Below are 12910 nucleotides of genomic sequence, written 5' to 3'. Positions count from 1 at the left end.
ATTATTGAGCGTCACGTTAGCACATTTTTTTTATATTTTGCGACACCCCCGTTTATTTAGATGCATGATTGACTTACAAACAGCGTAATGAAAACTAAAGTGTGAGTAATTATCGACCACTCCTGGTTGATCCGTATTAAAAACGTAAACCTATAAGAATCACGCACTAGGCTAAAGGAGAAGTATTGCCGCTATGTGTATTCTTTTTATTGCTAAGGGGCAACGCAAAGATTATCCCTTAATCATTGCTGCCAACCGGGATGAGTTTAATAACCGCCCCACACTACCCTCCCATATCTGGAGCTCTCACCCTCCGATTTTCGCGGGTAAAGATCTTAAAGCCGGGGGCACCTGGATGGGCGTAACCCGCAGTGGCCGTATTGCTGCGCTTACCAATATCCGAAAACCAGACAGCGAAGATAGCTCGGCTCGTTCCCGCGGCGAGTTAGTCGTTAATTATCTTCTGAATCAGGGTTCAGACATTCAACATCAACAGCAATTAACGCAACAGGCAAGTCAGTACAATGGTTTTAATTTATTGTATGGGACGTGGCAAAACCTTTATGTCTTTAACAACCACTCTTTACAAAATGAGCAGTTGACTGATGGTGTGCACGGTTTGTCTAATGCTACTCTCAACGCGCCCTGGCCAAAAGTGTCTCGCGGCGTGGGCGCCATCAGTGAGTATTGCAGCAGCGCCAAGACCGTTACCGAAGACAGACTGTTTTCTTTGCTAAAAGATTCGACCGTAGCACCCGATGATATGTTGCCCGACACAGGTATCGACAAAGCGTGGGAAAAACGCCTTTCGCCTATATTTATCCAGTCTGAAGAATACGGAACCCGTTCATCAACACTGCTACTGATTAAACGCGACGGCAGCGCAAGCTGGTTTGAAAGAACCTTCGATGCCAGCGGTAAACAGGTTGATCAGGCTAACGCGTTGTTTCAATTCAGCTAAGCGGTGAACCGCAGACAATGTCTGGCGGATTAAATCTCCATTAACACTCGTATTTTCCTATATGGGTGGCATAATACCTGCCCCGCTTATAATTCGCGCATTGAGAGGAACTATCGTGTTTGAAGTATTGCCCCAATTAAATCCAGATCCTATTCTTGGTTTGTCTACCGCTTATAAAGAAGATAAAAGCAGCGTAAAAATTGATTTAGGTGTCGGTGTTTATAAAGACGAAAAAGGTAATACGCCTATTCTCTCATCGGTAGCTCAGGCCCAGTCTATTTTACAAGGCCGCGAAGATACCAAAAGCTATATCACCCCCCAGGGCAACCAGGGTTATATCGATAATATGCTTGAGCTTTTGCTGGGCGCTAAAAGCCCGGTATTTATGGCTGACCGTATTGCCGCTGTTCAGGCGCCCGGCGGCTGTGGTGCGCTGCGGATATTATCTGAGTTACTGGTTCGTTGTAACAAAGATGCCCGCGTATTTGTTAGCGATCCTACCTGGGCTAACCACATCCCACTGATTGGCTCGGCCGGCCTTGCCCTTGAAACGTACCCTTACTTTAGTAAAGACAAAGCAGGTATTCGTTTTGATGCGATGATGGATAAGTTAAAAGAAGCCGGTAAAGGCGACGTGGTGCTGCTGCATGGGTGTTGTCATAACCCTACCGGCGCTGATTTAACCAACGAGCAATGGGATGCCCTGTTAGAGCTCGCTCAGGAACGTGGCTTTTTGCCATTTCTTGATGTCGCTTACTTAGGCTTTGGCGACGGTATTGACGAAGATGCATATGGCATTCGCTTGCTTGCCGAGAATCTTCCTGAAGTGATTATTGCCGCGTCGTGCAGCAAAAACTTTGGTTTGTATCGTGAGCGTGTGGGCCTGGCTGCTATTATCACCGAAAACAGCAATATCAAAAAAATTGCACAGTCACAAATACAATCTGTAGCTCGTGAGTCTTATTCTATGCCACCAAGTTATGGCGGCGCTCTGGTAGATATTATTTTGTCTGACAAAGCGTTAAAGCAAGAGTGGGTCAGTGAAGTGAATAGCATGCGTAACCGTATGAAAAGCTTGCGCGCCATGCTGGTAGATAAACTTGAAGCTAATGGTGCTCAGCAAGACTTTAGCTTTATTAATGAGCAAAAAGGGATGTTTTCATTTTTGTGTATTACACCCGAGCAGGTTTTACAGCTTCGTCGTGAACACAGTGTTTATTTTGTTGAGTCCAGCCGCATCAACATTGCCGGCATTAATCAGCAAAATGTTGACACACTGGCCAAAGCTTTGGTCTCGGTTTTGTAAATAGTATGGTTAAGGGCTAACTATAACGTCGGCCCTTTTAAAACCGTTTCACACCAAGTGACCGGGCGCGTTCAGCGCCTGTATCCCTCTTAATATTATAAATACGATGGCTGGCCCCACATTTCACTAAATGTAATTGGTGTGCCTGCTCCAATTAAGATTTCGATTGTGAGCGACGATAAGCACCTTGCGTTAGTACTGGCTATTAACCCGTGGCTGATGTGTATAGCGCATCTGATATTTAACATTGGTTGATGCTATCAAAATTGTAAGTCCGGTTAAGCGTTAATATGTATTCAGAGCGAACAAAAAAGACGCATTATTGCGTCTTTTTTCAGATTTTCAGCCAACCCAAACGCTTAGGCTAGCATACCTCCATCTACGGTAATTGCGCTTCCGGTGGTATAGCTGGATGCTTCAGAAACCAGATATAGTACGGTTCCGGCCATTTCATCAGGATGAGCCACTCTTCCTAATGGAATTTGTGTTAATGCGGACTTTAAAATTTTGTCGTTACTGGTTAGCGCAGACGCAAATTTTGTATCGGTAAGCCCCGGAAGTAATGCATTAACCCGGATGTTGTGTTTGCCGCATTCTTTGGCAAACGATTTGGTCATACTAATTACTGCGGCCTTGGTTATAGAGTAAATACCCTGCATATCGCCAGGTACAACCCCATTAACCGAGGCAGTGTTGAGTATGACGCCCTGCCCTTGTTCGCGCATTAGTTTACCGGCCTCTACCGACATAAAGAAATACCCGCGAATGTTCACATCCACCGTTTTTTGAAAAGCAGCCAGGTCGGTGTCAAGAATGTGGCCAAAATACGGGTTAGCCGCCGCGTTATTGACCAGAATATCCAATTGGCCGTGTTGCTGTCTGATCAGGCTGAAAATTGATTCAATTTGTTCCATTTCCCCCACATGACAGGCCATAGCAGAGGCTTTCCCGCCTTGCTCTCGAATAGCAGCGGCCACGGTTTCGCAGCTTTCCTGCTTGCGACTGGAAACAATAACATGAGCTCCGTACCGGGCGAGCAAATGAGCAATAGACTCCCCAATACCGCGACTGGCGCCTGTGACTAATGCTACCTTGCCAGTTAAATCAAAAAGATGACTCATAGTCACTCCTTAATCATGGTTTACTTTTAAAACCAGCTTGCCAAAATTCTCACCACGAAACAGCATCATCAGTGTGTCCGGAAAGGTGTCTATTCCTTCCACCACGTGCTCTTTGGCTTTCAGTTTACCCTGGCCAATCCAGCCTGACATATCACGCGCTGCTTCACCATAGTGTTTAATATTATCAAACACTACGATACCTTCCATACGGGCTCGGTTTACCAGCAGTGACAAATAGTTAGACGGCCCTTTCACTGCGGTAGTGTTGTTGTACTGGCTAATGGCCCCGCAGATTACGATACGTGCCCGTAAATTAATATGGGTAAGAACCGCATCCAGAATCTCACCACCCACATTATCAAAGTACACGTCTACGCCATCTGGGCAGGTACTACGCAACGCTTTTTTCACGTCTTCGTTTTTGTAGTCTATAACGGCATCAAAACCTAATTCAGACATCACGTAATCGCATTTTTCTTTACCGCCAGCGATGCCGACCACCCGGCAGCCTTTAATTTTTGCAATTTGGCCCACCACACTGCCGACTGCGCCAGCCGCGCCCGAGACAACAACGGTTTCGCCTGCCTCTGGAAGCCCCGTTTTTAGCAGCCCGAAATAGGCGGTCATACCGGGCATGCCCAAAACCCCCAGATAACGCTCTAACGGTGCCAGCTCAGGGTCCACTTTATGTACACCCTGGGCTGAACATGTAGCGTATTGCTGAACCCCAAAGCTGCCGTACACCTTATCGCCTGCGCTAAAGTTATCATCGCCTGATTCGATTACCTCTCCCACCGCACCGGCACGCATTACATCACCTAACTCCACAGGCTCAATATACGATTTACCTTCGTTCATCCAACCACGCATTGCCGGGTCTAGTGAGATGTACTCTACCTTAACCAGTATTTCTCCTTTTTCAGGTGAACGGGTTTGCGTTTCGTTGTGCTTCCAGTCACCACGTGTCGGTTCGCCTTTAGGGCGGGCTGCCAGTAACCATTGAATATTCTTCATCGCTGTTTTTTCCTTTTTATAGTAAAGGCCCGGGTCAAAGGGTTTTAGTATGTAAATAGATTGTGACACAGGTCTGACCATCAAATGATTGTCAAAAATGACACAATTATGGTTAATTAGGACATACATTTTTCTGTGTTATAAGCGATTATGAGAAACAGTAATGAATAGCCCCGCCAATGTCGTGGTTTATGGCTTTGACCATGCGCTGTCAAGCGCCATCACCGGGGTGGTCGATCTATTTGCTCAGGCCGGCGTGACCTGGCAGAACATTCATCATCAGCCAAGCCAGCCGGTATTTTCAGTGCGGCTACTTTCAGCCGACGGCAGCGATATACATTGCTCAAACGGCATTACTTTAAAAGCCGATGGCGCACTAAGGGCAAATGACCAGCCTGATGTGCTTCTGATCCCTTCAATTGGCTCGAACATTGACCGGGTGCTGGCTAACGAACAATGCCTTTATCCTTTGCTGCGCGCCTTTCATTTAGCCCAGGTTGATATTGCCGCTAATTGCACAGGCGTATTTTTAGTTGCTCAGGCAGGCTTACTTGAGAATAAGGCCGCAACTACACACTGGGGCTTTGCCAGTGCGTTTAAACATAAGTACCCAAATGTCGATTTACAAAGCGAAAAATTACATACTATTGACAACAATATTTTTTGCACTGGAGGCGGCATGGCCTGGTTCGATTTGGCCTTGCTGTTAATCGAGCGCTACGCCGGCGCCGAGGTTGCCCGGCAAACGGCTAAAGCTCATGTCCTGGATCTACCCCGCTATAATCAGAGCTTGTATGCCGGCTCAAGACGCCAAACGGTACATCAGGATGAATTAGTCAAAGATATTCAAATTTATATGATGGGCCACCTGAACACTTTAGTCGCATTACCGGCACTGGCTGCTGAATTTAATGTTACCACCCGAACGCTTACGCGGCGGTTTAAAGCAGCAACAGGTCTCTCACCCGGTTATTATTTGCAGCAGCTAAGAGTCGATCACGCACGTAAGCTCATTGAAACCACCCGCTGTACATTAGATAGTCTTTTGCCCCAGATTGGCTACGAAGATGCCAGTTCTTTTTCGCGCTTATTTAAACGCCATACGGGATGCTCAATTTCACAGTATCGGGCCAAGTTTGCTTTAGTAGAAAACCAATAAATAAACTCATTGCAAAAATTTATAGTGAAAATATGATATAAAAAATCTGTGATTCAAGTAAACTAAGCAGCCACAAGCAGTTCGTTCAGCAAACTGCGTAAAAAAAAAATTTAAAAACACATTACCTTCACTTGGTGGACACATGAAAACACATCGCATCGCTTCCCTTGCACTTGCTATTGGAGCCGCGTTTAGCAGTCCTCTTTTGGCTCAGGAAACACAACAAAAGCCAAAAGAATCTGAATTGGAACAAATCACCGTAACCGCTCAAAAGCGGACACAGTCAATTCAGGAAGTTCCCCTTTCTATCGCCACATTAAGCGGGGAAAAACTCGACAGCCTATTCGCTGGCGGCGAAGATATTCTGGCCCTGGCCGTACGCGTACCCGGATTGTATGCCGAATCATCAAATGGAAGAGTTGCGCCCCGGTTTTACATTCGTGGCCTGGGCAATACCGACTTTGACCTGGCCGCATCACAGCCGGTTTCCATTGTGATGGATGAAGTTGTCATGGAAAACGTGGTATTAAAAAGCTTTCCGCTTTTTGATATTCAGCAAGTTGAAGTTTTACGTGGGCCTCAGGGAACTTTATTTGGCAGAAACACGACTGCTGGTATTGTTAAATTCGATACCGTGAAGCCTGGGCAAGATTTCGAAGGTTATGCTAAAGCGGTTTACGGCAGCTACAACACCCTTAATTTCGAAGGTGCGGTAGGTGGCGGTTTAACTGAAGATCTGTCGGGTCGAATCTCAGTACTGTCGCAAACCCGCGATGACTATATCGATAATGGCTTTACCGGCCAGGAAGACGTTATTGGGGGTTTTGACGAAAAAGCATGGCGTGCACAGTTGTTGTATCAGCCTAATGATCGGTTCTCGGCGCTATTAAATTTACACGGACGCGACCTTGATGGTACCGCCTCTATTTTCCGGGCCAATCTGTTTGATAAAGGCAGCAATGACCTGAATGATAATTACGACCGCGACGTTGTTTATTATGATGGCGATATTGACGGTGATGGAGCTGATAACAACCCGCAGGCGTATGAAGGTTTTGGTTCGTCTTTAAAGATGACTTATGACTTTGACGCTGTTGAGCTAACCTCTATCACCGCCCTAGAAACTGCTGACGGCTTTAGTCTGGGCGACATAGACGGCGGAGCGGGCTCAGGTGTAACTGAAAATACGGGCTTCATTCCATTTACCGCCGTAACTCAGGATAAACTTGACGATTTAGAGCAGTTTACTCAGGAAATTCGTGTCGCCAGCCAAACCACCGATCCTATGAGCTGGCAGGTAGGTGCGTTCTTTTTTGACTCATCATTTAATGTAACCAGTATTGATGGTCTGTTTGGTGCATCGACCGTTTTTCATGAAAATACCACCTGGGCGGTTTTTGGCCAAAGCTCTTATCAGGTTAACAACAAATTGAATGTTACAGCCGGTGTGCGTTACACCCACGACGACAAATCGTTACGGGTTGGCGAACAAAACGTGGATGGCGCCTGTAATTTTCTTGATTTTAATGGCGATGGTATTAACGAATGTACGGTTCAGGATTATGATCCCGTAGATGTTGATGATGGTCAGGTTAGTTTCGAGCTGAGCGCAAATTATCGTTTGACCGACGATGTTTCGTTGTACGCTCGTTATGCTAATGGCTTTCGCGCGCAAACTATTCAGGGCCGGGATGTCGCGTTTGAAGGTGCACCTTCGGTGGCTGAAGCAGAAACCATCAATTCGTACGAAATTGGTTTTAAGTCTGACCTGCTAGATAAAACCTTGCGTTTCAACGCGGCAGCTTTTTACTACACGGTTGATGACATGCAGTTTTCTGCCATTGGTGGCGGCAACAACTTTACGGCTTTGGTCAACGCTGACCAGGGCGAAGCCTATGGTTTTGAAGTAGATACGCAGTGGTTGGCGACTGACCAGTTAACCTTTACAGCGGGCTATAGCTATAACCATACCGAAATAAAAGATGATTCGTTAACGGTGCTTCCGTGTGGCGCTAATGCTGGCTTTGGCTTTGCCGGTAATTGTACAGTGACCGATCCTCGCCCGGACGGCTTTGCTGCCTCTATCGATGGAAACCCATTCCCGCAGGCGCCTGAGTCAATTTTCAACTTTACCGCCCGTTACTCTATTCCAGTAGGAAGCGATGGTGAATTGTTTGCCTTTACCGACTGGGCATTTCAGGGTGAAACCAACCTGTTTTTGTATGAAGCGGTTGAGTTTACTACCGACAACAATGTTGAAGGTGGTTTGCGCGTAGGTTACGAAAACTTCGCTGATGGCTACACGGTTGCCTTGTTCGGCCGTAATATTACTGATGAAGACAATGTTAAAGGCGCTATCGACTTTAACAATCTGACCGGTATTGTTAATGAGCCTCGTATCTGGGGTGTTGAAGTGAAAATGTCTTTCTATTGATTCTGACGATACTCAATAAATAAGCATAAGCTGTGGCGTTCGCGCCGCAGCTTTTTTTTGATAACCGCTAACAACACCTGCGGTCCATACCTTCTGTATTATATGAAGAAACGCTATTCCCCCCACACCTCGCGTTAGAGCCACTAACAGCATTTCCTAAAAAAGCTTATAGCAATAACCGCTGTGTCTTTTGTACAAATAGGTGCGGTTAAATTTTAACAACTTTAATCGCAATGATTGGCCTTCAGATTCAAAGTTAACCTGTGTTAGTGAGTTACTTGTTACCTGTGTAAATACCCCATTCCATAAAAAAGCCCGCCAAGGCTTTCACCAGGCGGGCTTGTCTATCACTATTGCATTAGTTGTGCTTTACTGACGTTGACTCAGTAGAATAAGAAGTCGGTTTTTTTCTAAACAACCCTCTGACATCATCCAGAATAAGGTAAAGCGAAGGCACCAAAAGCAGAGTAATAATGGTGGCAAACAAAATACCAAACGCAAGTGAAATAGCCATAGGAATAACAATCTGAGCCTGCAAACTACGCTCAAAAACAATCGGCATTAGCCCCATAAACGTGGTGAGCGAGGTTAAAATGATAGGACGAAAACGCTGAGTTCCTGCACTTATCGCGGCATCTATTAAACGATGACCTTCAGCCCGGGCACGGTTAACAAAATCAACCATAATTAAGCTGTCGTTTACCACTACGCCTGACAGGGCAATGATCCCGCAAAGTGAAAGCGAGCTTACTGCCATATCCAGTACCAGGTGTCCTACAATTGCGCCCACTACCCCAAACGGAATTACCGCCATGATGATAAATGGCTGAGTGTAAGAACGTAGCGGTATGGCCAGCAGAGCATAGATAGCGAATAACGCAAACAGCAGTCCCTGAAACATACTTAACAATGCCTCTTGCTGTTCTTTTGAATTTCCCTGCAGCTGGAAGTCTACGGTTGGGTATCGTTCCATAATTTGTGGGATCACCGTCATTACTACATCGCGGGTGACTTCGCCGGGATCTAAAGTGGTTTTGTCCACCTTTGCGCTAACCGTAATCGAACGCCTGCCATCCACTCTGACAATAGAAGAAAAGCCTTCACCTAAGTCAATTTTTCCGACTTCTTCAAAAGGAATGTCGTCGCCATTAGGCGCACGTACACGCATGTCTTCAAGGTATTCAATAGAGTTTCGCGCCTCTTGCGGATAACGAACCATCACTTTAACTTCTTCGTCATCGCGCTGTAAACGCTGTACCTCTGCCCCATAAAAGCCGTAACGCACCTGCTGCCCTAATTGCTGCAAACTAATACCTAATGCGTCCGCCTGAGGTTTTAGTGACAATTGAATTTCATCACTGCCTCCGGCAAAAGAATCATTAATATCACTTAGACCTTCGTAATCAGCCAAACGTGCTTTAAGCTCCTGAGCCGCCGCTTGCAATGAATCTATCTCAGATGAAGTAAACTCAAAGCTCATATCCGGCCCGCCAAAGCCATCACCTGAACCGATGTTTAATGTTTTAACTCCCGGAATTTCCGGCATTTGCTCGCGCCAGCGCTGATGTATCTCATAGTCCGGCAGCTCACGGGTTTCTCCTTTGCTAAGTTCTACAAAAACCTCGCCGCCGAGGTTGCCATTATCAAACGCAATAGCATGTTCAATAACCCCTGTGCCCGTTTCTTTTTCAATGTTATCGTTCATTTTATGCATCGCCGCCAGCATTTCTTTCAAAGCTTTGTCACGCTGATTCAACGATGATCCTGGTTCTAACTCAAAGCTGGCCGACATAAAGTCGCTGGGAATATCGGGGAAGAATACAAACCGGACAATCCCTCCGGCGAATAAGCCAATGGTCAAAATGAGCATCGCCACAAAGGACGCTAAAGTGGTATAGCGGTTACGTACCGCTTTTGCTAAAAATGGCGCGTATTGATTAGTAATAAATCGCTTTATACCTTCGCTAAATATATTACGAAACCGCTGAAAACGATTTTGTTTGGCCGGGTCTGGCTTACTGAGTTTCATGTGCACTAAGTGCGCAGGTAAAATTAGTTTTGACTCAATCAGTGAAAACACCAGACAAACAATAACCACCCAGCCTATAGACTTCCAGATAACCCCAAATGGGCCCGACACCATTAGCATTGGGGTAAACGCTGCAATGGTAGTTAACACCCCGAATGTGGCCGGCATGGCAACCTTTTTGACCCCCGCAATAACGTTATCGGTCGAGTGGCCTTTAGTGTCTATTTCGGTATAGGCTGATTCGCCCATAATAATAGCATCGTCAACAACAATGCCTAATACCAGGATAAATGCGAACAAACTTAGCAAGTTTATCGATACGCCGACAAACTCCATTGGCATGACTAAAATCGCCCCTAAGAAGCAAACCGGCAGGCCCCAGATAACCCAGAACGCCAGTTTTACCCGCAAAAATAACGACAATACAATAAAAACCAATAATGCGCCGAAACCCATGTTTTCAAGCATCATATTGAGTCGGTCTTTAAGATAGAAAGATACATCACCCCATGTATCCGCATTCAAATGGGCAGGAAAGTCCGGGCTGTTTTCGGCAATGTAGTTGTTAACCTGCTCAGATATCTCTAACGCATTTTGATCGCCGACCGCCTGAATCCGCATACTTACTGCAGGTTTGCCGTCAAAATACGCAAATCTGTTGTCTTCAACAAAGCCATCGTTAATAGTGGCAACATCACCTAACCGAACACGGGTACCGTCGTTACTGGTAAGCAGGGTTAGCTGCGCAAAGTCCCAGCCGGTGTAAGCCTGACCTTTAGTACGTAATAAAATATCGCCGTTATCCGTGCGAATAGAGCCGCCGGGCAAGTCAACACTGGATTGCCTCACCATACTGACGACTTCAGAAAAGGTCAGATTGTATTTTTGCAAATCTTTTTCAGAAAGTTCTATCGATACTTCATAGTCGCGGGCTCCGACAACATTAACGCTGGTAACCCCGTCCAAATTCGCAATATCATCGCGAATTTGTTTGGCAAACTCTTTTAGCTCCCGCTCACTGGCATCGCCATACACCGACACCCAAATAACATCTGACTGAATTTTTTGCCGATAGATTATCGGCTTTTCAGTATTTCCCGGAAAGCTAGGTATGGCATCTACCTGTACTTTCATTTCGTCCAGCACTTCCTGAACGTCGTAATTCTCTTCAACTTCTACCGTTACAGTGCCCAGCCCTTCCTGAGCCGTGGACGTGATTTTCTTTATTCCCTCAATATTTTCTATTGCTTCTTCTATCTTAAGTAAAACACCTTCTTCAACTTCTTGAGGTGCTGCACCCAGATAAGGCACCCGAACACTAACGATATTGATTTCTATTGGCGGAAATATTTGTTTTTGAATAGCAAAGGCGCTGAACAAACCGCCGATAAGCAGCACCCACATTAGCAGGTTAGAGGCCACATTATTTCTGGCAAACCAGGCAATTATGCCTTTGTGCGTGTCTATTTTGCTCATCAGGCTATTCCTCTACCGACACAGCGTCTTTTTCATCAGCGATGTCCTGACTTATCGCACCAGGGGTGTCAGTACTTTCACCGGGTAAACGCACTTTCATGCCGTTATAAGGATTAGGCACGGCACTAAGTACAATTTGCTCTCCTTCTTCAAGACCATCGGCAATAAAGACGTGGTCAGCATCTGTACGTGCTACCTCTACGGGTTTAATTTGAATTTCGTTGTCTGAATTTACCGTTAACACAGTCTGATCAAACCGCAGTACACTGCGCGGAAGTACGAACAAATCTCGTTGTTTTGACGCGGTAATCTCAGCTTCTACAAATTGACCAAAGCGCAATACGGGTTGATTAGAATTGCTGTTACGGTGATATGGGTCTGCTAATTGTGCTACCAGGTAGCTTACCCGACTTGCTTCATCCAATACGCCTTCACTGCGCACCAGATTCGCTGTCCATTGAGTCGAGGCGCCATTAACCCGAGCGTTAAGCACAACATTGTCACTGGTATCTATGCCGTCGGCTAAATCAATGAATGCCATTTCACTATCGCCCACCGGCATTCTTATTTCGGCAATGTCCGTACTATAGATGGTGCCTAATGCACTACCGATAGCAACAAACTGACCAATATCAATGTTGCGAGAAACCACCAGGCCATTATAAGGTGCTCTGATTTTGGTTCGCTCTAAATTACGTTTTGCGCGATCAAGCCGGGCTGTCGCTGCTTTTACATTCGCCTGCTCGCGCGCCAGTTGGGGTTTACGTAAGCCTAGTTCAGGCGGGACCCCAGAATTAACTGACTGCCATTCGGTTTTTGCAACCTGCCCTCGGGCAATTTCTTCAGAAAGTGCGGCCTGGGCCTGTGCAAGCTGAGCTTCAGCCAAACTAATCTCAGTCAGGTAATCATCGGGTTCGAGCGATATCAGCACCTCGCCTTTTTCAAACATGCCGCCCACCACATAACTATCTGCTATATCGACCACCTTGCCACTTACCTGGGCACTAAGGTTGGTGCGGTGAAAGGGAACAACATTGCCTTGAGAACGTACAGAAAAAGTAACCGGTTCGCGATTTACTGGTTTAGCATCAACCAGAAATGCTTTTGTTTGTGCAGGCTCGATAGGCGGTGGTTCTTTACTTGCAATTAAAACCACGGCGGAGATTATAGCAACGAGGACAATGACCAGGGGTATTCCCGCCTTGGTCCAAACAGCATTTTTCATTCTATGTCTATTCCCTTTGAAAACATCAGTGAGCTGAATCACTGCGGCTCTATTTTTCAGATAAATAAAGCGTTTTTATTTTTGTAATCAGAGTCTACCGCGTCTTTTCTTTAAAGGCTTGTATAAAACTGTTAATAAATATGATCATTTATATTATTTTCTATTATATCCCGACCATGGATAAA

At 45.9% G+C, this 12910-nt stretch carries 8 protein-coding genes; 4 read left to right on the top strand and 4 right to left on the bottom strand.

Annotation, left to right across the window (positions count from 1 at the left end; all coding sequences use genetic code 11):
* Positions 1 to 193: 193 nt before the first annotated feature.
* Both JK130_RS04285 and JK130_RS04280 read left to right on the top strand, forming a co-directional pair.
* Positions 194 to 961: an NRDE family protein gene (locus JK130_RS04285; RefSeq protein WP_218352985.1), complete on the top strand. Its 768-nt coding sequence runs from the start codon at positions 194 to 196 to the stop codon at positions 959 to 961.
* A 115-nt stretch (positions 962 to 1076) separates the two neighbouring features.
* Entirely contained in the window at positions 1077 to 2267 is a 1191-nt protein-coding gene (locus JK130_RS04280) for an amino acid aminotransferase (protein ID WP_218352984.1), read from the top strand.
* Positions 2268 to 2626: 359 nt separating this feature from the next.
* Here JK130_RS04280 and JK130_RS04275 read toward each other — a convergent pair whose 3' ends face one another.
* A complete protein-coding gene (locus JK130_RS04275) occupies positions 2627 to 3388 on the bottom strand; it encodes an SDR family oxidoreductase (protein ID WP_218352983.1) in 762 nt (253 codons plus the stop codon).
* A gap of 9 nt (positions 3389 to 3397) precedes the next feature.
* A complete protein-coding gene (locus JK130_RS04270; protein WP_218352982.1) occupies positions 3398 to 4402 on the bottom strand; it encodes an NADP-dependent oxidoreductase in 1005 nt (334 codons plus the stop codon).
* Between the two features lie 163 nt (positions 4403 to 4565).
* Between JK130_RS04270 and JK130_RS04265 the strand changes: the two genes are divergently transcribed.
* Together JK130_RS04265 and JK130_RS04260 are read left to right on the top strand one after the other, a co-directional pair.
* Positions 4566 to 5561, top strand: coding sequence for a GlxA family transcriptional regulator (locus tag JK130_RS04265; RefSeq protein WP_218352981.1), 996 nt, complete (start codon positions 4566 to 4568; stop codon positions 5559 to 5561).
* A 142-nt stretch (positions 5562 to 5703) separates the two neighbouring features.
* A complete protein-coding gene (locus tag JK130_RS04260; RefSeq protein ID WP_218352980.1) occupies positions 5704 to 7995 on the top strand; it encodes a TonB-dependent receptor in 2292 nt (763 codons plus the stop codon).
* Positions 7996 to 8353: 358 nt separating this feature from the next.
* Here JK130_RS04260 and JK130_RS04255 read toward each other — a convergent pair whose 3' ends face one another.
* Entirely contained in the window at positions 8354 to 11500 is a 3147-nt protein-coding gene (locus JK130_RS04255; RefSeq protein ID WP_218352979.1) for an efflux RND transporter permease subunit, read from the bottom strand.
* 4 nt (positions 11501 to 11504) lie between these two features.
* Positions 11505 to 12725 carry an efflux RND transporter periplasmic adaptor subunit gene (locus tag JK130_RS04250; protein WP_218352978.1) on the bottom strand — a complete coding sequence of 407 codons (1221 nt, stop codon included), beginning with the start codon at positions 12723 to 12725 and terminating at the stop codon, positions 11505 to 11507.
* Positions 12726 to 12910 lie beyond the last annotated feature (185 nt).

Source organism: Alteromonas lipotrueiana (assembly GCF_019249245.1).
GTDB classification, from domain to species: domain Bacteria; phylum Pseudomonadota; class Gammaproteobacteria; order Enterobacterales; family Alteromonadaceae; genus Alteromonas; species Alteromonas lipotrueiana.
The sequence above is the reverse complement of the archived record's forward strand: the minus strand, read 5'-3'. Positions and strand labels throughout refer to the sequence as shown.

Excerpts from the sequence above, each read along its gene's own strand:
- JK130_RS04275 (WP_218352983.1), bottom strand. The coding sequence starts at position 3,388 with ATGAGTCATCTTTTTGATTTAACTGGCAAGGTAGCATTAGTCACAGGC.
- JK130_RS04250 (WP_218352978.1), bottom strand. The coding sequence starts at position 12,725 with ATGAAAAATGCTGTTTGGACCAAGGCGGGAATACCCCTGGTCATTGTC.
- JK130_RS04285 (WP_218352985.1), top strand. The coding sequence starts at position 194 with ATGTGTATTCTTTTTATTGCTAAGGGGCAACGCAAAGATTATCCCTTA.
- JK130_RS04265 (WP_218352981.1), top strand. The coding sequence starts at position 4,566 with ATGAATAGCCCCGCCAATGTCGTGGTTTATGGCTTTGACCATGCGCTG.
- JK130_RS04260 (WP_218352980.1), top strand. The coding sequence starts at position 5,704 with ATGAAAACACATCGCATCGCTTCCCTTGCACTTGCTATTGGAGCCGCG.
- JK130_RS04270 (WP_218352982.1), bottom strand. The coding sequence starts at position 4,402 with ATGAAGAATATTCAATGGTTACTGGCAGCCCGCCCTAAAGGCGAACCG.
- JK130_RS04255 (WP_218352979.1), bottom strand. The coding sequence starts at position 11,500 with ATGAGCAAAATAGACACGCACAAAGGCATAATTGCCTGGTTTGCCAGA.